The sequence below is a fragment of the Enterococcus sp. DIV0800 genome (assembly GCF_050559735.1).
In the GTDB taxonomy this organism is placed as follows: Bacteria; Bacillota; Bacilli; order Lactobacillales; family Enterococcaceae; genus Enterococcus_A; species Enterococcus_A devriesei.
In genome coordinates this window covers 785,958-807,894 of record NZ_CP187898.1, presented here as the reverse complement: position 1 = coordinate 807,894, position 21,937 = coordinate 785,958, and the positions used below count along the sequence as shown (strand labels likewise).

Annotated in this window: 21 protein-coding genes and 1 other annotated feature; of the genes, 9 read left to right on the top strand and 12 right to left on the bottom strand. The window is 40.9% G+C overall.

The genetic code is table 11. The features are described 5' to 3' along the window. Position 1 precedes the first annotated feature (1 nt). Complete coding sequence (locus IGI54_RS03840; protein ID WP_430621473.1) at positions 2-2,176, bottom strand: PTS transporter subunit IIBC; 2,175 nt, start codon at positions 2,174-2,176, stop codon at positions 2-4. A 233-nt stretch (positions 2,177-2,409) separates the two neighbouring features. On the opposite strand from IGI54_RS03840, the gene IGI54_RS03835 reads away from it, so the two are divergent. The 4 genes from IGI54_RS03835 to IGI54_RS03820 all read left to right on the top strand — a co-directional run bounded on the left by IGI54_RS03835 (position 2,410) and on the right by IGI54_RS03820 (position 7,253). After that, positions 2,410-4,695 carry a glycoside hydrolase family 65 protein gene (locus tag IGI54_RS03835; protein ID WP_430621207.1) on the top strand — a complete coding sequence of 762 codons (2,286 nt, stop codon included), beginning with the start codon at positions 2,410-2,412 and terminating at the stop codon, positions 4,693-4,695. Further along, positions 4,688-5,347: a beta-phosphoglucomutase gene (gene pgmB / locus IGI54_RS03830; protein ID WP_430621206.1), complete on the top strand. Its 660-nt coding sequence runs from the start codon at positions 4,688-4,690 to the stop codon at positions 5,345-5,347. Before IGI54_RS03835 ends, pgmB begins: the two co-directional genes overlap by 8 nt. A gap of 22 nt (positions 5,348-5,369) precedes the next feature. Then, positions 5,370-6,377, top strand: coding sequence for a LacI family DNA-binding transcriptional regulator (locus IGI54_RS03825; protein ID WP_430621205.1), 1,008 nt, complete (start codon positions 5,370-5,372; stop codon positions 6,375-6,377). An 84-nt stretch (positions 6,378-6,461) separates the two neighbouring features. Continuing rightward, positions 6,462-7,253 (top strand): metallophosphoesterase, encoded by a 792-nt coding sequence (locus IGI54_RS03820; RefSeq protein WP_430621204.1) that lies wholly within the window; start codon positions 6,462-6,464, stop codon positions 7,251-7,253. A 47-nt stretch (positions 7,254-7,300) separates the two neighbouring features. Here IGI54_RS03820 and IGI54_RS03815 read toward each other — a convergent pair whose 3' ends face one another. Further along, positions 7,301-7,936: a VTT domain-containing protein gene (locus tag IGI54_RS03815; protein ID WP_216429680.1), complete on the bottom strand. Its 636-nt coding sequence runs from the start codon at positions 7,934-7,936 to the stop codon at positions 7,301-7,303. A 196-nt stretch (positions 7,937-8,132) separates the two neighbouring features. Between IGI54_RS03815 and IGI54_RS03810 the strand changes: the two genes are divergently transcribed. Continuing rightward, positions 8,133-8,984, top strand: a complete 852-nt coding sequence (locus IGI54_RS03810) for a MurR/RpiR family transcriptional regulator (RefSeq protein ID WP_216429679.1) — start codon at positions 8,133-8,135, stop codon at positions 8,982-8,984. 91 nt (positions 8,985-9,075) lie between these two features. On the opposite strand, the gene IGI54_RS03805 is transcribed toward IGI54_RS03810, so the two are convergent. From IGI54_RS03805 to IGI54_RS03795, 3 genes are all read right to left on the bottom strand, one after another. After that, positions 9,076-11,031 (bottom strand): glucose PTS transporter subunit IIA, encoded by a 1,956-nt coding sequence (locus tag IGI54_RS03805; protein WP_430621203.1) that lies wholly within the window; start codon positions 11,029-11,031, stop codon positions 9,076-9,078. 94 nt (positions 11,032-11,125) lie between these two features. Then, the gene (gene murQ / locus IGI54_RS03800) at positions 11,126-12,016 is read right to left on the bottom strand and encodes an N-acetylmuramic acid 6-phosphate etherase (protein WP_430621202.1); all 891 of its coding nucleotides are present in this window, start codon (positions 12,014-12,016) and stop codon (positions 11,126-11,128) included. Further along, on the bottom strand, positions 12,009-13,067 hold the full coding sequence (locus IGI54_RS03795) for a DUF871 domain-containing protein (RefSeq protein ID WP_430621201.1): 1,059 nt from the start codon (positions 13,065-13,067) through the stop codon (positions 12,009-12,011). Before IGI54_RS03795 ends, murQ begins: the two co-directional genes overlap by 8 nt. Positions 13,068-13,259: 192 nt before the next feature. Here IGI54_RS03795 and IGI54_RS03790 point away from each other — a divergent pair, with 192 nt between their 5' ends. Then, positions 13,260-14,201: a 2-dehydropantoate 2-reductase gene (locus IGI54_RS03790; RefSeq protein WP_430621200.1), complete on the top strand. Its 942-nt coding sequence runs from the start codon at positions 13,260-13,262 to the stop codon at positions 14,199-14,201. Between the two features lie 38 nt (positions 14,202-14,239). Here the strand turns inward: IGI54_RS03790 and IGI54_RS03785 are convergent, their stop codons facing one another. Further along, a complete protein-coding gene (locus IGI54_RS03785) occupies positions 14,240-14,482 on the bottom strand; it encodes a GlsB/YeaQ/YmgE family stress response membrane protein (protein ID WP_071863221.1) in 243 nt (80 codons plus the stop codon). Between the two features lie 456 nt (positions 14,483-14,938). Here IGI54_RS03785 and IGI54_RS03780 point away from each other — a divergent pair, with 456 nt between their 5' ends. Continuing rightward, entirely contained in the window at positions 14,939-16,273 is a 1,335-nt protein-coding gene (locus IGI54_RS03780; RefSeq protein WP_430621199.1) for an amino acid permease, read from the top strand. Between the two features lie 94 nt (positions 16,274-16,367). Here IGI54_RS03780 and IGI54_RS03775 read toward each other — a convergent pair whose 3' ends face one another. Both IGI54_RS03775 and IGI54_RS03770 read right to left on the bottom strand, forming a co-directional pair. Then, positions 16,368-17,021 (bottom strand): MIP/aquaporin family protein, encoded by a 654-nt coding sequence (locus tag IGI54_RS03775; RefSeq protein WP_376783277.1) that lies wholly within the window; start codon positions 17,019-17,021, stop codon positions 16,368-16,370. Positions 17,022-17,255: 234 nt separating this feature from the next. After that, complete coding sequence (locus tag IGI54_RS03770; RefSeq protein ID WP_071863219.1) at positions 17,256-17,657, bottom strand: organic hydroperoxide resistance protein; 402 nt, start codon at positions 17,655-17,657, stop codon at positions 17,256-17,258. Between the two features lie 182 nt (positions 17,658-17,839). On the opposite strand from IGI54_RS03770, the gene IGI54_RS03765 reads away from it, so the two are divergent. Then, entirely contained in the window at positions 17,840-18,478 is a 639-nt protein-coding gene (locus IGI54_RS03765) for a hypothetical protein (protein ID WP_430621198.1), read from the top strand. Positions 18,479-18,591: 113 nt separating this feature from the next. Here the strand turns inward: IGI54_RS03765 and rplL are convergent, their stop codons facing one another. From rplL to rplK, 4 genes are all read right to left on the bottom strand, one after another. After that, a complete protein-coding gene (gene rplL, locus IGI54_RS03760; RefSeq protein ID WP_071863217.1) occupies positions 18,592-18,960 on the bottom strand; it encodes a 50S ribosomal protein L7/L12 in 369 nt (122 codons plus the stop codon). A gap of 54 nt (positions 18,961-19,014) precedes the next feature. Then, on the bottom strand, positions 19,015-19,515 hold the full coding sequence (gene rplJ / locus IGI54_RS03755; RefSeq protein ID WP_071863216.1) for a 50S ribosomal protein L10: 501 nt from the start codon (positions 19,513-19,515) through the stop codon (positions 19,015-19,017). Positions 19,516-19,559: 44 nt separating this feature from the next. Then, positions 19,560-19,686, bottom strand: a sequence feature (ribosomal protein L10 leader region). A gap of 57 nt (positions 19,687-19,743) precedes the next feature. Continuing rightward, on the bottom strand, positions 19,744-20,433 hold the full coding sequence (gene rplA / locus IGI54_RS03750; protein WP_071863215.1) for a 50S ribosomal protein L1: 690 nt from the start codon (positions 20,431-20,433) through the stop codon (positions 19,744-19,746). Positions 20,434-20,536: 103 nt separating this feature from the next. Further along, positions 20,537-20,959, bottom strand: a complete 423-nt coding sequence (gene rplK, locus IGI54_RS03745) for a 50S ribosomal protein L11 (RefSeq protein ID WP_010781347.1) — start codon at positions 20,957-20,959, stop codon at positions 20,537-20,539. 297 nt (positions 20,960-21,256) lie between these two features. On the opposite strand from rplK, the gene sdaAB reads away from it, so the two are divergent. Further along, positions 21,257-21,931, top strand: a complete 675-nt coding sequence (gene sdaAB / locus IGI54_RS03740) for an L-serine ammonia-lyase, iron-sulfur-dependent subunit beta (protein ID WP_071863214.1) — start codon at positions 21,257-21,259, stop codon at positions 21,929-21,931. Positions 21,932-21,937: the final 6 nt, after the last annotated feature.

The following is a 21,937-nucleotide window of genomic DNA, read 5'->3' as shown; positions in this document are numbered from 1 at the left end:
TTTAATAGTCAAACTTTCCGATCGTTTCCCCACGAGAAACGAGTCCAGTTTTATCATAATGGTAATCTTCAATCTTGTCACCATTTGTGAACACAACGATCATCGTCGTCTTTTTGCCGCTTGCTTGAATCTTAGCCAAATCGGCCGTCGCTACGATTTTCCCTGCTTTTACTTTCTCACCTCCACGGACCTTAATCTCAAATGCTTCACCGCCAAGATCAACTGTATCGATCCCCATATGCAGCAACACTTCGATTTCATCATCGGTTTTGATCCCGATTGCGTGTTTAGTTGGGAAAATTGAAACAATCGTACCAGCTACTGGGCTTGCAATCTCGCCATTTTCTGGAATGACAGCAAACCCTTCACCCATCATTTTTTGTGAAAAGACTTCATCTTGAACACGATCGATCGGGATTAGTTCCCCGTTGGCAGGAGCTACAAATTCTTGCTGCGCCCCTTTAAAGACAACTGCTGATTTTTCAGGCTCAGCTGTTACCGGCTGCGGGTCACTAGTTGGAATGGTCGCTCCCGAGTCCAAGAGATCTTGAATATCCGATTTCAAAATATCCGCCTTTGGACCGTAAACTGCTTGGACACCATTATCTTTTACCAACAAGCCCATTGCACCAGCCTTTTTCCAGGCTTCTTCATTGCCTACCACACCATTATCAGCGACCGTCACTCGTAAGCGGGTCATACATGCGTCAACATCCGTAATGTTTTGCGGACCACCTAATAAGTTAATGATTTTTACGATCTGAGAATCTGCTGAGGCTGTTCCATTATTTCCATCACTGACACTGTCATCGTTGTCTACTTCATAATTTCCATTTCTTCCTGGAGTCGCGTAATTGAATTTCTTAATCATAAAGTTTGCGAATAAGTAAGTGAATACCCCAAAAGCAATACTTGTTAAGACGAAATTCAATAAATCATTACCTAGTCCTGCTCGAATTGCCATCGGTACGCGGGTCAACAATTCAATATTCCCAAAAGAATGAACGCGCAAATGAATCAAGTCTGCCATCGCAAAAGCCGCCCCTTGGATCACGGCATAGCAAGCATAAAGTGGAACTGCCACAAACATGAACATGAATTCCAACGGTTCTGTTACACCAGTCAAGAATACGGCAACCGCAGCAGAAAGGAACATTGATTTGTATTTTTTCTTCTTATCAGGGTCAACATTGCGATACATCGCTAATGTCAATCCCATTAAAATACCGGTTGAACCGATCATTTGACCAACTTTGAAACGAGCTGGTGTCCATTGTGTCAACACGTGTTGATATTGTGACATATCTCCATTGTTCTTCAAGTTGACTAAGTCGGTTGCCCACGCTAACCACAATGGATCTTGACCAAATACTTGGCTACCCGCTTGTGCCCCAGTCAGAATTTCATAGGTTCCACCTAGTTGCGTATAATTCATTGGGATCGTCAGCATATGGTGCAACCCAAATGGTAGAAGCAGCCGTTCAAGTGTCCCATATAAGAAGGGGGCCAAAATCGGTGCCGTATCTTGAGAATTAGCAATCCACTTACCGAAGTCATTGATTCCGGTTTGAATCACTGGCCAGATGAATGCCAAAACCAAAGCGACGATCACGGAGCGAAGAATTACAACAAATGGAACAAACCGTTTCCCATTAAAGAAAGTCAAAACTTCTGGTAATTTACGGAAGTTATAATATTTATTGTAGGCAGTCGCCCCGACAAACCCAGCAATAATCCCGACGAAAACCCCCATATTCAACGCGGGAGCTTCTAAGACACTTGTGAAATAGCCATCCACCATAATTTTTTGTCCGAATAAAGTACGGGTTACCGCGTTAGGATCAGCTAACATTTCCGCAGTCACACCGAAGATCGCACCGGTAATTCGATTAATTAAAATGAATGATAACCCAGCTGCAAATGCACCACCCGCACGCTCCTTCGCCCAACTACCGCCTATCGCTAACGCAAATAGTAAATGAAGATTGCCGATGATCGCCCAACCAACATTTTCAATCACTCCGCCGGTTGTCACCAACCAACCTAGGTTTGCGTCAATCAATGGTAATGATTTTCCGATACTGATCATCAAACCAGCTGCTGGCATAACCGCGATTACCACCATCAAGGCCTTCCCGAATTTTTGCCAAAACTCAAAACTAAAAATCTTTTTGATACCCTTCATGCTTGTTCCTCCTATTTTTTTGATGATGAAACTTTTACGCAATCGGTTTCGCTAATTTGCATTATATACTCATTCATTTATTTTGTAAACTCTTTCAGCTAAATTAATTTGGTTTTGAGTTTATTGTTTGCCTGCTGAATATTTTTATGATTCATCAACAAATGCTTGACTTGCGCAACCGATTGCGTTTATGATGAAACTAAGAAAACTTAAGGAGGACTATCATGAATAAAGTTCAACGTCTTTTTGACATCGACCCTTGGAAAATCCGCACTACACACCTAGATAAAGAAAACCGCCGCTTACAGGAATCTTTAACCAGTATCGGTAACGGTTATATGGGTATGCGAGGAAATTTTGAAGAAAGTTACAGCGGCATTCATCATCAAGGAACCTATCTAGCTGGTATTTGGTTCCCTGACAAAACACGGGTAGGTTGGTGGAAAAATGGCTACCCGGAATACTTTGGTAAAGTCATCAACGCAATGGATTTCCTACAAATGAAATTATACGTGAATGATCATGAAATCGATCTTGCTGTAGATGAGTTAACTGATTTTGACTTGGAATTAAATATGGAAAATGGCGTTCTTACTCGCAGCTTCGTAGTTACAATTGATGACGCTAAGGTTCGTTTTACTTTCCAACGTTTCTTAAGTATCGTAAAAAAAGAATTAGCGGTTATTCAGCTGACTGCTGAAAGTCTATCAGGAACTGCCCACTTAAAAGTAGTCTCTAAACTAGATAATAATGTGCAAAACGTGGATAGCAATTATGAGGAAATGTTCTGGTTCGAAAAAAATCGCGGACATCAAGAAGATATTAGCTTCTTAACTACTCAAACTGTACCGAATAATTTCGGGATTGAACAATTTTCCGTCACGGGTGCCATGAAACATTTGAGTCCGTCAACCGGATTACAACAAGATGCTAAATTAGAAGTCGCTGAAAGTTTCAGCTATGAACTAAAAGCCAACCAACCAATCCAATTGGAAAAACGGATCGTGATTTTAACGAGTCGGGATGTGCCAGAAGCGGAGCAAAGAGAAACAGCGACGGCTTTGCTTAATGAATACGACGCTTCTTATGAAGATTTGCTAGCAGAGCAAAATAGTGCTTGGGCGGATCGTTGGGCCTTAGCCGATGTCTTGATCAATGGTGATGATGAAGCCCAACAAGGCATTCGTTTTAATATTTTCCAACTTTTCTCGACTTATTACGGCGAAGATCAACGTTTGAACATCGGACCAAAAGGCTTTACTGGCGAGAAATATGGCGGCGCGACTTACTGGGATACAGAAGCCTACGCCGTACCGATGTATCTAGGCATCGCCAATCCTGACGTCACAAAAAACCTATTAAAATATCGTCACAATCAATTAGCAGAAGCACAACACAACGCCCGGCAACAAGGGTTAAAAGGCGCCTTGTATCCAATGGTGACCTTCACTGGGATCGAATGTCATAATGAATGGGAGATCACCTTTGAGGAGATTCATCGAAATGGAACGATTGCCCATGCCATTTATAATTACACTACTTACACCGGTGATGAAGAATACATTCAAAAAGAAGGCTTAGAAGTCTTGACGGAGATTGCTCGTTTTTGGGCCGATCGGGTCCATTTTTCTAAGCGTCAGCAAAAATACATGATCCATGGTGTTACGGGACCCAACGAATATGAAAATAATATCAATAACAACTGGTACACAAACTATATCGCTTCTTGGGTACTGTCTTATACGTTGGAAAATTATAACAAATACCAAGCTCAAGCAACGGTCACGATTACACCAGAAGAACAAGCGAAATGGCAAGATATTATTGATCGGATGTATTACCCAACGGATGAAGAGTTGGGAATTTTCGTACAGCATGATACCTTCTTAGACAAGGATCTAATGCCTACTTCTGAACTTGATCCAGCAGAACGTCCGCTGAACCAGCATTGGTCATGGGATAAGATTTTGCGTTCTTGCTTCATTAAGCAAGCCGATGTTTTACAAGGAATTTATTATTTTGGCGATCAGTTCACGCTGGAAGAGAAACGGAAAAACTTTGAATTCTATGAACCGATGACGGTTCATGAATCTTCCCTTTCTGCCTCGGTTCATTCTATTTTAGCCGCGGAGTTAGGTTTGACGGACAAATCAATGGAGATGTATCAACGAACAGCTCGTTTGGACCTTGATAATTACAACAACGATACTGATGATGGCCTTCACATCACTTCAATGACTGGCAGCTGGTTAGCGATCGTTCACGGCTTCGCTCAAATGAAGACCAGTACCGGAGAACTTAGCTTTGCGCCAATCCTGCCGAAGGAATGGGAAAACTACTCTTTCCATGTAAACTATCGTGGTCGCTTATTAGCCGTAGCAGTTAATCAAAAAGAAGTCACAATCGACTTGAAAGATGGACCGGCATTGGCTATGATGCTTTATGGGAAAGAAATTACGTTAGAGAATACGCTGACCGTTTCTCTTAAACAGGAGGAGTCACATGTTTAAAGGAGTCTTATTCGACTTAGACGGCGTCATTACAGATACCGCCGAATATCATTACTTGGCGTGGAAAAAACTAGCAGATGAATTAGGGATCTCTATCGATCGCGCGTTTAACGAAAAACTAAAAGGTGTCAGCCGCGAAGATTCATTGCGTTTGATTCTAACCCACGGCAACCGGGAAAATGATTTTTCTCAGACGGAGTTTGATCAATTGGCGAAACGTAAAAATGACAATTATGTAGAAATGATTCAGGCAGTCTCCCCTAAGGACGTCTATCCTGGGATTTTAGACTTATTGCAGGCTTTAAAAAAAGCGGGAATCAAAATTTCTTTGGCTTCCGCCAGTAAAAACGGCCCATTTCTACTAAAGCAAATGGAACTGACTGAGTACTTCGATGGCATTGCCGATCCTGCTACAATCAAAGCAGGAAAACCTGCACCGGATATTTTTATTTTGGCTGCAGAAGTAGTAAACTTACAGCCAGAAGACTGCATCGGGATCGAAGACGCTCAAGCTGGAATAGTTGCGATCAAAGCCAGCGGCGCGCTGCCAATTGGCGTCGGCAAGGCTCAACAGCTAGGCCATGATATCGCCTTAGTTGATTCGACCAACGAGTTAACGATTGCGTTTCTAAAAAAACATTGGCAGAACTAATAGTAAGAAAGGAGAGCAGGAAATGACAGCAACCGTAAAAGACGTGGCAAAAAAAGCGAAAGTCTCTCCTTCGACTGTCTCACGTGTAATCAATGATCATCCTAGTATCTCGACGGAAACGAAGCAGCGCGTCCGTAAGATTATGGATGACATGGGCTACTTTCCGAATGTTACAGCTCGAAATTTAGGCAAACAGCGGGCGAATTCCTTTGGGGTGATTTTACCGCCGTTGGATTCGCGGGAGCGTTTAGGCAATCCCCTTTATTTAGAGCTGCTCAACGCAGTCAATGCGACAGCTGCGGAATTTCAGGTGACTACCGCGGTGGCTTCGGCGGATAACAGTGCTACTTTATTGGAAAATGTCATTCGTATGCATCGACAGAAACAAGTTGATGGCTTTATTTTAGCGTATTCAGAAAAAGATGATCCCGTTTCAGAATATCTTTTTCAAAACCAAGTGCCTTTTACTTTGATTGGTCGGCCAGCCAAACGTGAAGCTGATATTATTTACGTGGATAATGACAATCAATTATTAGGTAAACAAGCTACAGAACATTTGATTGAGAAAGGCCATAAAAATATTTTATTCGCCTCCAACGTCAATCAAGAAGTAATCTTCTTCGAACGTTATTTCGGTTATCAGGAAGCTATGATGCTGCAAAGCCTTCCAACCCATCAACCATTGACGATGCTGCAACCGGAAGATTACGTTCAATTTCCGGAAGTAATCAAAGCCACAGGCGCCACAGCACTTGTCGTAATTGATGATATCTTTGCCTTGCGAATGATCCAATTAGCAACACTACATGGCTATAAGGTTCCCGATGATTTGTCTGTGATTAGTTTCAATAATTCGATTTTTGCGACACTGGTCCATCCTTATTTAACGACGATCGACATTGATATTTCGGATTTAGGACGTTTAGGAACACAAAAGCTCATGGAACAGATCGAACAAAAACAATCTAGCGGTGTACAACTTGTTGTACCGCATCACTTAGTTCAACGAGAAACAGTTCGTTCGATTTAAGTAATCATTAAAAACGACTTGCCCAGCTTGAGGCAAGTCGTTATTTTGTTTATACTAGCAAAAAATTGAAAGGCGATGACGTGGATGTTAGTACTGTTTCTTTTGATTCTAGCTTTACTCTATTGTCGTTATCAAACGTATCGTTTGGTGGAAAAACATTTTAAAGTAACGAAGAATTCCACTGCATTGAGCGTTGGAGCAGGAAAGAAAAAGGGCCTGGCTATTGCTCAAATCAGCGATAGCCACTTCTCGCCTTTTTATTCGCCTAAGCGCTTTGATAAAATCGTGGCAAAACTTAATCAAGCAGAACCCGATATCGTTTTATTTACAGGCGATTTAATTGAAAATTATAATTATTGGCAAACCTATGATACCCAAGAAATCAGCCAACAATTAGCAACTATTCGTGCACCAAAAGGAAAATTCGCCATTCTTGGTAATCACGACTATTGTTCGAATGGCAGTAATGCCGTTAATCAATTGCTTGAAGCAGGCGGTTTTACTTTGCTTACGAATCAAAGTACACTGGTAGATCAGCTGAGCCTAACGGGAATTGATGATAGTCAAGAAGGCACCCCTGATTACTCGGTCACACCAGTTAAAGCTTATTTCTCAATCCTAATGGTCCACGAGCCGGATCAAGTGAAACAACTGCCCGAGCTTTCCCATTTTGATTTGATCTTAGCCGGCCATAGTCATGGTGGGCAAATCCGCTTCCCGCTATTCACTTACAAAAATTTCGGCTCAAAAACTTACGATCAAGGAGTTTACAAATTGACGGCCACTACTAGCCTTGTAGTGAATACCGGGTTAGGCACAACGGGTCCACCCTTGCGTTTTCGCGTGATTCCCGAAATTTTATATTTTCATATTTAAAAAGAGTTTGAAAGCGATCCTTCACAGGAAAACTTCCAAACTCTTTTTTATGCCCGCATTTTTTGCTTAATGTAAGGAATCATGATCGGTACTAAAGAAATGAAAACAATCATTAGCATAATCAACGAAAAATGCTCACTGACAATCGGAATATTGCCTAAGAAATAACCCGCCAAGCTCACGACGGTCCCCCAGACAATGGCGCCAAAAACATTAAAGCTGGAGAAAAGCCCCCAGTTCATTTTACTAGAACCGGCGATAAAAGGAATAAAGGTCCGGACAAAAGGCATAAAGCGTCCTAAGAAAATCGTCCATTTGCCTCGCTCATTGAAAAAGTTTTCCGCTTCACGAACCTTATCCTCTTTAATAAAACGTGAAATCGGACTGTGATACAAGGCCTTGACTCCGAGTGTATGTCCAATCCAATAATTCATCATATCGCCTAAGATGGCGGCAATCACACAGATACCGATCACATACGGTAAATGTAAGACATTTCCACCTAGAGCAGTTAAGGCCCCCGCCGCGAATAAAAAGGAATCCCCCGGCAAGAAAGGAAAAATAACCACCCCTGTTTCAATAAAAACGATCCCAAATAAAATCGGGTAAATCCCTACGCCATATTGGTGAACCAATGCCACCATATGAGCATCAATGTGCAAAATAAAATCAATCAACGCCATTTAATATACTCCTTTAAAAAAGATTCTCTTCAATCATACGACTTTTCTAAAAAAATAAAAGCCTCGAGGAAGTTCTTATAGAAAAAAATAATTTTCTTGATTAAATGGTATAATGAAAAGGAATCTACGATATCTATTCACTGATTTCCTTAGATATTGATTCTTCGATTTCACAATAAAAAAATAGGAGTAGCTTATGAGTGTTCTTTCTCACATGAAAAGTATGCAGCGGGAAATGTCAGCTGCTGAAAAAAAAATTTATGGCTTTATTCGTGAAAACAGTGAAAAAGCGGCTAGTATGACTGCCAATGAAATTGCCGAGGCCGCCGGTACTAGCGCCCCTACTGTTGTGCGTTTCTCTAAAAAAATGGGCTATAGCAGCTTGACAGATCTTAAAATCGAACTTTCTGCGGAAACGATCCAAGAACGTAACAACAATACATACAGCGATGTCGATCACGATGAACCCTTCCATAGCTTAAAAAATAAATTAGCTAGCAATGCTCGCTTCACGATTGATGAAACGACTACTCTCTTCAATGAAAAAGATTTTATTGAAGCATGCAAACTACTAGAGGAAAAAGAATTTTGCTATGTCTTAGGTATCGGAGCTTCAAACCTAGCTGCGATGGATATTGTTCAAAAATGGAGCCGCTTAGGAAAAAATATTATTAGCGAGCCAGATTATAATACTATTTTGCCACAATTGGTCCTCCACGAAAAAGAAGCGGTCATTTGGCTGGTTTCTAATTCCGGGTTGACCTCTGAATTGATTGCTTTGGCTGAAACGGCTAAAGATTTAGGTATTCCCATCATTACCTTGACTCAATTTGGTCAAAATCCTTTAGCTAAGCTTTCCGACGTCTGTTTGCAAACCTCTCGCCCAACTGAAGCGACTTATCGAAGTGCTGCGACTGATTCGATTTTAGCGCAATTTATCACCGTCGATCTATTGTTTTATGTCTACATCAGCCGTAACAAAGAAAATGCGGAAAAGATCTACAGCACTCGTGCGATCGTCCAAGAATACCGCAAAAAATATTTTTAATAAACAAAGGGTCTGACAATCACGGTCAGACCCTTTGTTTAAGTTTATAAAAAGAGCGATGCCAAAAAGTTGGCATCGCTCTTTTTGACTGCTATTTGGTTGTCGCTTTGAAAACTTCTTCAGAAGCTAGAACCGGACCTGTTTTTTCTAAAACATGGGTCGCGATTTCATTCATGTTAGTGATTAAGACCATCATCGAGGTGTCTTTACCGGCTGCTTTAATCGCATCTAAATCAACCTTAGCCACTTCTGTATCGGCTGTGACAGTCTGGCCTTCATTTACCATGATATCAAAAGGCTTGCCATCAAGCTCAACCGTATTGATTCCCATGTGCAACAAGACTTCCATCCCGCTCTCAGTTGTAATACCAATCGCGTGTTTTGTTGGGAAAATCGTGCTGACTTTTCCACGAACAGGCGCATAGATTGCTCCGTCAGTGGGCTCAATAAAGTAGCCTTCACCCATCATTTTTTCAGCAAAAACCGGATCCGCTGCTTCTTCCAATGGATGAACCGCACCTTTGGCAACTGCTGAAAATACTTCTGTTGCGTGTGCCGTAGTGGTTGGTTCTACTGTCGTCATCGTTGGCTCAACAACTGTTTCTTCTGCTAATTTTTGTTCGGCTAATTTATCTTTAGGAATCCCAAAGAAATAAGTAGCCACAAATCCACCTACGTATGCTGCAAGTAGTCCTAAGACATACCCCCACCAACGACCGTTCGCAATTAATGGTATCAAAGCAGCTCCAGAAGGTCCGATCGCAATCGCGCCAACACCGCCGACAGCACCGATCACAGCACCACCGATCCCGCCGCCGATACACGCTGTAATAAATGGACGACCTAAAGGTAAAGTTACTCCGTAAATCAATGGCTCACCAATCCCTAAGATTCCGACTGGCAACGCGCCTTTGATCATTTCAGTCAATTCTTTGTCTTTACGCAATTTAATCCAAAGAGCAAATGCCGCACCGACTTGGCCAGCGCCAGCCATCGCTAGAATTGGCAATAGCATTGTTTTACCTGTTTCATTAATCATTTGAATATGAATTGGCGTTAAAATCTGATGCAAACCGAACATAACCATCGGTAAGAATAATGCGCCTAACACAAAACCAGAGAAGGCGCCGCCCACTGCTAAGACCCAGTTGATTCCACCAACCATACCGTTAGAGATAAAGCCGGCTAATGGCATAATTAAGAAAATTTCTAGCAAACCAATCACTAATAAAGAAAGCATCGGTGTAATAATAATATCAACCGCGTCTGGTACAATTTGATGCAATTTCTTTTCAACAATTGATAACAACCAAACCGCAAAGATCACGCCAAGGATTCCACCTTGCCCAGCGGCTAACGGATCACCAGTAAATAAGTTTGTCAACGGCGCTTCCGGATTCATCCCAGTCAAGGTAACAACCGCACCGATAACCCCACCAAGCGTTGGGTTCGCACCGAATACTTGCGCTGCATTCACACCGGTAAAGATGACTAAGTAGCTGAACATCCCATTTTTCATGATGTTCATCACGTCGATAAACTGTTGCCAAGTCCCAGCATCTAGAGTACCCGCTGTCACTAAGTTTGTTAAAACCGCCGCAATCCCTGCAATTAACCCTGACCCAACAAAAGCTGGGATCATTGGCACGAAAATATTTGAAATATCTTTTAAGAGAGCTTTAAAGGGAGAGTTTTTTTGTTTTGCTTTCTGAGCGGCTTTCATTTCCGCCGCTTTTGCATTGACTTTGTCTTTACCAGAACTGTGAGGCAGTTCTTCACCAAGGCCAACACCAGCAATATCTACCATTTCTTTTGCTACCTTATTGACTTTCCCTGGACCGATGATGACTTGTAGTTGTTCATCATCGACGACTCCTAAGACACCTGGGATCGCTTTTAATTTTGCTTGATCGACTTTTTCATCGTCACGCACACTCATTCGAACACGGGTCATACAGTGAACCACGCTTTGAACGTTGTCCATTCCACCGGCACCCTCGTAAATCTCTTTAGCAAGTTGATTCAAGGTTAATTCTTCTTTTGCCATTTTACTCTCTCCCTATCTATCATATTGTATTCGATTTCACTATTTATTTTTATTCAACTAACAGATCAAATACCTCTGCTAGTCGAATACTTGTTTAGATTGTTTTTTTAACAAATCCATCTGCTTGGATTAATTTTTCTGCTGCTTCGTCTTTAGTGCTATCGGTCAAGATCATCACGATCGCTAGTTTAACATTTTGTTCCGCTTCGTCAAAGTAGCGGGCCGCTGTTTCGTAATCTACTTCAGTTGCTTGCATGATAATCCGTTTTGAACGTTCCACTAGTTTTTCGTTGGTTGGTTTCACATCCACCATCAAATTGTTGTACACTTTTCCGATCCCGATCATGCTGATGGTTGAGATCATATTTAAGATCAACTTTTGCGCTGTACCAGATTTCAAACGTGTCGAGCCGGTTAAAAATTCCGGTCCACAATCGACTTCGATCGGCATGGCCGCATGCTGACTGATTACCGCACCTTTATTACAAGCAATTGTCCCTGTAGCTGCACCAATAGAACGTGCGTAGTCTAAACCGCCAATGACATAAGGCGTCCGACCACTAGCTGCGATCCCGATCACCATATCATTTTCTGTTAAGTGTAAATCCTTTAAATCTTGTGCGCCAAGCTCAGCATTATCCTCTGCTCCTTCAACGGCAACAGTCATTGCTTGTTCTCCGCCGGCGATTAAGCCCACGACCATTTCTGGTTCAACTCCAAAAGTTGGCACACATTCGGCTGCATCTAAAACCCCTAAGCGTCCACTTGTACCAGCGCCCATATAAATCAAGCGTCCGTCTTTTTTGAATGCGGCAATCGTCGCCTCGATTACTTTTTCGATTTGCGGTAATTGATCCGCTACTGCATCAGGAACCTTGTGATCTTCTTGATTCATCAAATGAACCGCTTGGGCCACACTCATTTCATCTAACCCAAAGGTTGTTTCGTTTCGACGTTCTGTTGTTAAGTTTTCTAAATTAATCATTCTTTTCCACACTCTCTAAACTAAATTTCTGTCCCGCTTTGATCTGTTGAATCAAGGGACGATCTTTTTCGATTACTTGTCCGACAACATTGACTTTCGGATCAGCCGCTAATGGTCGTTTCACAACTTGGATCTCCCCCATATAGCGTAAATAATCCGCGTTATCGATGGTGACAGCTCCGACTGCTCGTTCGGTTAGCGGTAACGGTGTGACCTGCGGGGTTTTTCTGAAGCGCGCATCCGCGCTGCGAATCACATCTCGGGCTTCGTCTTGCCGATTGGTATGGTCGCCAGATACAAAAGTAAACTGCGAATCCAAAGGGGTTACGTGTAGTTTCAGTGTCTTCTCTTCTATATAAAGGGCAAACTGTTCTAAGACTTCCGTCGATAAGCCGCTGTCACCAATGTACACACGATCTGTATCTTGAAGTAAATCGATTGCCGCTGCCAACGGGTGAAGTCCACGATGCGCTTCTAATGTTGGCAAACCTTGATAAAGCGGTCCCCGTAATTTTTCATCCCCAGGTACAAAGCCTTGAATCGTAAAACCATTCGCTTTTAACCACTGATTTTTCTCGCGATACCACTCGGCTTCAAGGCCCGTTTCAGGTCGTGGATAATAATTGTGCCATGCCTCAAGCCTTTCAAACTTGGCTCCCGCTTCCTTCAATTCTTGAATATCTGTTTCAGTGATTGTTGAGGCATTCAAAGCGATAGCGATTTCATGAGAAAGCAAAGCGATCTGCTGATTGCTGATATGATAATCCATCCGCAATCCGGTAACGCCTAAAGCCTTTAATTCATCGATGCGCTCAAACGAAAAACCTGCTCGATCTAAGGCTGCTCCAGAAATATCGACCATCAACTCAAGCTGATGGGTTTGCGCGATCTTGCCAAGCTCAGTCAAGCGCTGGCGGTATTGCTTCGCGTCATCTTCTGGAATATGTAATGAAGTAAAAATTCCAGAGAACCCATGTTGCGCCATCATTTCAATCGCGGCTCTTGTTTCTACGGATACATCTTCGTTTAAGAAAATAGAAAATCCAAACATGTGACTCCTCCTTTATCAATGAAAACCATTTCAACTTTATGCACCGATTATAAACGCTACAGATTAATTTTGCAACATAATTTCATTTATTTTATTTTTTATATGAAACGTTATTTCTTTGGCAGGCAGAATACTCTTTTTTTGAGAGGTTTTTAGCTATACTAAAACGGTAGTTGAAAGGGGAAAAAAGAAATGAGAATTGCAATAGCTGGAGCAGGCGCAATGGGGAGTCGGATTGGCTTGATGCTTCACGAAGCTGGAAATGAAGTCATCTTAATCGATCGCTGGCCTGAACATATTGAAGCGATCCGTAAGAACGGATTGATTGGAGAATTTGATGATCGAAAAATTGTGGCTCAACTTCCGATTTATTCGCCGGAGGAAATCATCGAAGAACATGAAACAGTCGATCTGATTGTAGCGTTGACAAAATCGATGCAGCTGGAGCAAATGTTTCATGACATTCAGCCAATTATTGGCAGCAAGACCTTTGTTTTTTGTTTATTGAATGGATTAGGACATGAAGAGACACTGGCAAAATTTGTACCGAAGGAAAATATTATTTTTGGTACAACGACTTGGACCGCTGGCTTAGCGAGACCAGGGCATGCGAAGCTAGTCGGTTCCGGCAGCATTGAAATGGAGAATTTGGCACCAAGCGGCAAGGCTTTCACGCTAGAAGTGTTAGAGGTCTTTCAAAACGCTCGGCTTAACCCTATTTATAGTCAAAATGTGCGCTATTCCATTTGGAAAAAAGCCTGTATCAATGGAACCTTAAACGGCTTATGTACGATTTTAGATTGCAATATTGCCGAATTTGGATCATTGACTGTCGCTAGAGAAATGATTGAAGCAATCGTTGCGGAGTTTGCGGCTGTGGCAGATGCAGAGAAGATTCATTTAGATCATTCGGAGATGATTGATGCCATCGAAGCTACTTATGACCCACAAACACAGGGACTACACTTTCCTTCGATGTATCAGGATTTGATTCGCAACCAGCGTAAAACGGAAATCGATTATATCAATGGAGCCGTTTGGAGAAAAGGACAACTAGCTGGAATTAATACGCCTTATTGTGCTTTCTTGACCCAACTGATTCATGGTAAGGAAGAACTACTTAAAGCAAAATAAAAAAAGCGCCGAGGCGCTTTTTTTATTTTTAATAATTGCTATTTTCTTCCAATAAAGAATGAAACGACTGCAACAACAATCACAGCACCAATAATAGAAGGAACTAGCGCCATACCAGCTAGGCTAGGCCCCCATGAGCCAAGTAATGCTTGACCAAGTGCAGAACCGACTAAACCAGCAACGATGTTAGCAATCCAGCCCATTGAGCCGCCTTTTTTTGTAATTGCACCGGCAATCGCACCAATAACTGCGCCAATGATTAAACTCCATAATAAACCCATTCTTTTCTCCCTCTTTCTATATAAGATAATTACATTATTATGTTACTAATGAATCGTATTTTTTTCTATTATTCTGCTCAAAAATGACCTCGTTATAACAAGATTACAATAAAAAAAGGCTAATTTCAGCGGTACCATAGTATTTTCACAACGATTTTCAGAAATTTCTTAACTGAAGAATTTTTTGAAAAGCAAACTTTTTGACTTAGATTCTTTTTTAGCATTCTATTTCTGCTTTTTTACAGCGGCAAGAGCATTCCAAATAAACCTTCAATTTCGCCTATTTTTTTAGTTAAAAATAACAATCAAGAGAGAATAATAGTTAAATGATGTAAATAAAATGATAAAATTTTCAGCAAGATTGAATTGTCAGAATATTTTGGTATTATTGACAAATAATTATCAGAATATTTCAAATCTACAAACTATTCTTGCTATTTAGAAATGAGGCTCTTTATGGAAAACAAATTACAAAAACAAATGACTTCTCGACATATTATGATGTTGGCATTAGGAGGAGCAATCGGCGCAGGCTTGTTTAAAGGTAGCGGCGAAGCGATCGGAATCGCTGGTCCCTCTGTTATCCTCGCTTTTCTTTTGGGAGGCTTAGTCCTGTTTATCGTCATGAATGGCTTAGGTCGTTTAGTGTTAGACAGCGACAATGTTCAAGGCTTATCCGGAATCATTAAACCATTTCTCGGTGAACGTACGTCTGATTTTATCGACTGGCTGTATTGGTCCTTGTGGATGGTCAATATCATTGCTGAAGCGGTGGCAGCAGCTAGCTTTATGCAGTTGTGGTTTCCTCACGTTCCTTCGTGGATCTTTGTATTGATTTTGGCATTGCTCACCACACTGATCAATTTATATTCGGTTCGTTTATTTGCCGAAACGGAATACTGGTTAGCTTTTATCAAAATTGCCGTAATTATGATTTTAATCGCTTTTGGTGTATATCTTGTTGGTCATGAAATCTTCAATATCGGTTTTACCGATACGATTTCTCGGATGAACAGCCATGGGGGCTTCACCCCTCATGGACTTAATGGATTAGTTAATTCACTATTAGTCGTGATTTATTCATATGGTGGCTCAGAATTAATTGCCATTACTGTCAGCGAAACAGAAGATCCTAAGACAGCAATTCCCAAAGCCATCAAAGGCGTTATGGGCCGGATCATTTCTTTTTACATTATTCCGATGATTTTGCTGTTGATCATCTATCGCTGGGATACTTTGGCACATACGAATGTTAGTCCCTTCGTCATGGTATTTGAGAAAATGAACATTCCTTTTGCGACAGATATCGTCAACTTCGTAATCGTACTTGCACTGTTCTCTTCGATCAATTCCGGTGTTTATGCTTCATCACGGACCTTGTATTTTAGAGTCAAAGAAAATACAGGCTTTACTTCAAAACTAGCTGCATTAAACAAACACCAAGTACCACAACGAGCAGTGCTGTTTTGTACAGGTACTCTATATCTAGGCGTCATCTTATCTTATTTCTTAGGCAATAAACTCTTTAACTATTTAGTTGGTTCCCTGTCCTACTCTGTCTTATTGACGTGGATGCTGATTAGTATCGCCGCATTTGTTTTAGCATTGAAGAAAGGAACATTTATCGAACGCTTCTTCAGTGGTTTGGTGATCGTTGTTTTAGGCTTGATCTTCATTGGTATTTTGATGAATAACCCGATTGGAGTCACCCTCTTCACTGCAGGAATCTATTTGATTATCTTCTTCAGCTATCGTAAAAAACAAGTCGATACAATTTCCGAACATACTTAAAAAGAACGACCATTGCGATCCTTAACTGGAGGCAATGGTCGTTCTTTTTGAGTAAACAAAAAGACGATCGAGAGGATCGTCCTTCAAAATGAAACTATTTTTCTTCGCTACCCATGAATTTCGCAACAAAGGCTGCGATTGCAGCACCTAAAGTTGGTGCAAGTAAGTAGACCCAGTAATGAGACAACGCAGTACCACCAGCAAAAATCGCAGGGCCTAAGCTACGTGCCGCATTCAATGATCCACCTGTCAAGTTCAACGTAACGATGATCAAGAAAGCTAATGTAATACCGATTGCTACAGGAGCCATCGTAGCATTTCCATATTTAGTGCTTGTTACCATCAAGATAACAAAAACAAATAAGAAAGTGATCAATGTTTCAACACCAAAGGCTTGAGCCGCACTGATGTTAGGAAAGTCATTTTGTCCAAAACCATCGCTAGGTAATTTTAGTGCATGAATATAAACAGATAAAATTGCTGAAGCAACAATTGAACCTAACGCTTGAGCGATAATGTAAAAAATGCCATCCTTAACTGATAAACGTTTATTGATCATCATAGCAACTGAGACACCTGGGTTAAAGTTCCCACCAGAAATACCGCCTACGGCATAAGCCATGATCGTAATTGCCAAACCAAAGGCTAAACCAATTGTTAAGGTGCCACCTTTAGCAACAACTACTGTACCAGTTCCTAGAAAAACTAGCATAAAGGTACCTAGAAATTCCGCTACATATTTCTTCATTTTCATCCAACTTCCTTCAATAAATATTTGAATAATCATTTTATTTAAATAGCTTTTTTTTGTAAAGCAATAACCCATCCCTCTTATTTTTCTCTTTCTTTTATTATTTATAAGAAATATTTTTTTAAATAAAGATCGTTATCAAAACGTAAAAAACTCTTCTTTCATTTCTTTACACTCGTGGTGAAAGAAAATGAAAGAAGAGTACTTATGTTATTTCAACGATACTAACAACTAGACCAATTCAACTTCAACATCGATATTGCCGCGAGTTGCTTTTGAATAAGGACAAAATTCATGAGCTTCTTCAACGATCTTCTGGGCTTCTTCCTTCTCCACACCTGGTAATGATGTTTCAAGGATAACGCCGATTTGATAGCCGCCATCTTCTAATTGATATAAAGAAACACGAGCTTTTACTTCAGCATCCGACTCAATATTATGTTCTTTCAGCATATGATGTACTGCACCATTGAAACAAGAGGCATAGCCAGCCGCAAATAATTGCTCAGGATTCGTCCCCTCTGAATGAATTGAAGGTGGCTCAATCTTCATTTTCATACTACCATTTGGCGCTTGAACATCCCCATTACGTCCACCATGATTAATCATAGCTGTCTCATACATTTTCTTCAAAAATCCTCATTCCTTTCCTACTTACTGATTATAAGTGTAGGCTGTTTCGGGGGAGATTTCAATGAAACTGCTCACAGGACCAAAATCTGTCAAACGAGACAAGCTAAAGTTGTAACAAACGATTGTGAAAGCAACTACAATTACATTTTTTTGATATACTATGTATAAGGGAGTGATTACTAATGAAAAAAATTATTTTTGCCTGCATTATGGCATCCCTTCTATTGACCGGATGCAAACAGGACTCACCTGATAATTCAACCAATAAGTCAAAACAATCAAACTCTGTCTCCTCAACGATCGTTACGTCAGAAACGACGAGTTCCACTACTTCGGAAACATCTGATACGATCAGTCAAACAACTACAGATGAACCAGTTAGCACCACCCCTTCTAGTACTGCTGATTCAAGCCAAGAGCCAGCAACTGATACAGTATCACAAAATGAATTAGGTGGTTATGCAACCTTTTATTTTACCGGCATGAACGTTCCCGATTCTATCAATATCAATACAAATTCCAACCAACTAACGTTCGATGGCGGAACGAGCCAAGCAACCGTCTATGCTTTCTCGATGCAAAATGTTCCAGTCAAAACGATTCGGGTATTCTCCGCTAACAATAATGACATTCGAACTGTTCAAGTAAGCACGCAGCTTGTGATCGGCGGTCAGATTTCCGGTCCGACCATTTCAAATCAACAAGCGAACGAATTGTATCTCTTCCATAATAAACAAGGTGGATTATCCTTAGTTACGCCAAATTATGCGGGAAATGTTCCCGAGGATCAGCAAGATGTCATGATCGAAGTCTTACAATAAAGGGATGTATCCTTAAGCCAAACAACTTGCTGTTTGGCTTTTTTTATTTTGAGAATGTAAGACAAAAAACCGGAGATCTGAAATCAGATCTCCGGTTGAATAATCAAAAGTGATTATTTTACTGTTACTGTTGCGCCAACTTCTTCTAAAGCAGCTTTTAATGCTTCAGCGTCGTCTTTAGAAACGTCTTCTTTAACTGGTGCAGGAGCGCCATCAACTACAGCTTTAGCTTCTTTCAAGCCTAAGCCAGTTGCTTCACGAACTGCTTTGATAACTTTAACTTTTTGGTCGCCGACAGCTGTTAATTCAACAGTAAATTCTGTTTGTTCTTCAGCAGCAGGTCCAGCAGCAGCACCAGCAGCAGCTACAGGAGCAGCAGCAGTTACGCCAAATTCGTCTTCGATAGCTTTAACTAAGTCGTTTAATTCTAAGATTGTTGCGCCTTTAAGCTCTTCAACAATGTTTTCAATGTTTAATGCCATTTTAAGTTTCCTCCGTTTAGGTAAGTTTTTTATTTTTTATATATTATGCAGCGATTAAGCTACTTCGTCTTCTTTTTCTGCGACTGCTTTCACAGCGTAAGCCACGTTGCGGACTGGCGCTTGAAGAACAGATAATAGCATAGAAAGAAGTCCATCGCGGTTCGGTAGTTTTGCAAGAGCAGTAATTTCTTCGATAGAAGCTACTTTTCCTTCAATGATACCGCCTTTGATTTCTAGTTTATCAGCTGTTTTAGCGAACTCGTCGATAATTTTAGCTGGAGCAACTACATCCTCATTACTAAATGCAACAGCAGTAGGTCCTGAAAATACTTCTTCTAATCCGTTCAAGCCAGCTTTTTCAGCGGCACGAACCAAGATAGAATTTTTGATAACTTTCATTTCAACGTTAGCGTCACGTAATTGTTTACGTAGTTCAGTCACTTGTTCTACAGTAAGACCACGATAGTCAACGATAACGGCTGAAGCTGCTGCGCTGAATTTTTCAGTGACTTCTTCAACAATAGCGGCTTTTTTAGCGATTGCTACTTCACTCATTATATATTTCACCTCCTGATTTTGATGGAAGAGAATTTTTTCGCTCGAAGCAAAAAAATACCCTATGCCACCGTAGACATAGAGGGACTATTGAATGTTCTCAATAAACGTCCTCGGTAGGAAATTAAGACTTACGCCACCTACTGTCTTCGGTACAGTTAATAAATTAACCTTGACTAACTTACCATAGATAAGTTAGTCAAGTCAAGCACTATTCTAAAAATAAATTTAGATAGCAGTTTGTTCAACATGGATACCAGGTCCAAATGTTGTAGTCATTGAAATGTTTTTGATGTATTGACCTTTAGCAGTTGCAGGTTTTGCTTTTACTAAAGTTTCGTTGATTGTGTTAAAGTTTTCAACCAATTTAGCATCATCGAATGATACTTTACCGATTGGTACATGAACGTTACCAGCTTTATCAACACGGTAAGTTACTTTACCAGCTTTAACTTCTTCAACCGCTTTTGTAACATCCATCGTTACAGTACCAGTTTTAGGGTTAGGCATTAAACCTTTTGGTCCAAGCACACGACCTAATTTACCAACTGTAGCCATCATGTCAGGTGTCGCTACAACAACGTCAAAGTCGAACCATCCACCTTGGATTTTTGCAACCATGTCGTCGTCGCCAACGAAATCAGCGCCAGCAGCTTCTGCTTCTTTTGCTTTTTCGCCTTTAGCGAATACTAAAACAGTTTGTGTTTTACCAGTTCCGTTTGGAAGCACAACTGCTCCACGGATTTGTTGGTCTGCTTTTTTAGGATCAACGCTTAATTTGTAAGCAACTTCAACCGTTGCGTCAAATTTTGCGAAGTTAATTTCTTTTGCTAATGCTACTGCTTCCGCAACTGGGTAAGCTTTTGTTGCATCAACTTTTTTTAATGCATCTTGCATTTTTTTGCTCTTTTTAGCCATTTTGTTTCCTCCTTGATGTGGTTATAACGGTAGAACCTCCCACGTGTTCCGTATCTTTAGATAGGGAGCCAACTGAGAAGCTACTTTCTTGGGGTGTCGAAACTTATTCGACAGTGATTCCCATGCTTCGTGCAGTTCCTTCAACCATGCGCATTGCTGACTCAACGTTAGCAGCGTTTAGGTCTTGCATTTTCAACTCAGCGATTTCTTTTACTTGATCGCTAGTAACTTTTGCAACTTTAGTTTTGTTTGGTTCGCCTGAACCTTTTTCCACGTTAGCAGCTTTTTTCAATAATACTGCAGCTGGTGGTGTTTTTGTGATGAATGTAAATGAACGGTCTTCATATACAGAAATCACAACTGGGATGATTAAACCTGCTTGATCAGCTGTACGAGCATTGAATTCTTTAGTGAATCCCATGATGTTGATACCGGCTTGACCTAGTGCAGGACCTACTGGGGGAGCTGGAGTTGCTTTCCCTGCAGGAATTTGCAGTTTAACTAATTTTTCTACTTTCTTTGCCACGAGACATACCTCCTTGGGTCCGTGATGTGGTTAATTGGAGATCAAAATTTCTCCTCCCACTAAAACCGTGTGAACAAAACACACTTTGGTATCATAGCAGAGTTTCTTGCTAAATGCAAGATGAAATTATTTTCAAACTAAAAATTCTGACAATAATAAAATACTTCACAATCTCTTTAACTACTATGAGAATAACAAAATAAATTGTTAATCTTACTTTTTTCAGAAAGCGTATATGTTACACTATGATCGAATTGATGAGGATTTTCATCGGATAGATTAGGGAGGTTTAAAATAATGGAAGTTTTAAAATATCGAAGTGTTTTTGACATTATTGGTCCAGTAATGGTGGGCCCAAGCAGCTCGCATACAGCGGGTGCAGCGCGAATCGGAAAAGTTTGCCGCATGATCTTTGGTGAACGACCAGATTCAGTTGAGTTTGACTTGTTTGAATCTTTTGCCAAAACGTACCGCGGTCATGGGACCGACATTGCTTTAGTCGGTGGTATTTTAGGGATGGACCCAGACGACCCTCGTTTATCCGATTCATTGAAAATCGCTCACGAACAAGGGATGGAAGTTTTGTTTGTTCCTAAAAAAGAAATTGCCGATCACCCTAACACAGTGACCTTGCGCATGATCAAAGGCGATCTTGAGATGTCTATCACAGGGGTTTCCATCGGCGGCGGAAATATCCAAATTACGGAAATGAACGGCTATAGCATCTCATTAGGCATGGGCAATCCAACCTATATCATTATTAATAAAGACGTCCCAGGTTTACTTTCACGTGTTTCGACTATTTTCATGAAGCATGGCTTGAATATCGGGAAAGTAACCATGACCCGCAAAACTCGGGGAGAAAACGGCATCGTACTATTAGAAATCGATGATACACCAGACGATCCAGAAGGATTGAGACAGGAAATCAAGTGTGAAGACGATGTCTTGAGTGTGACTTATTTCAAATAGATCGAC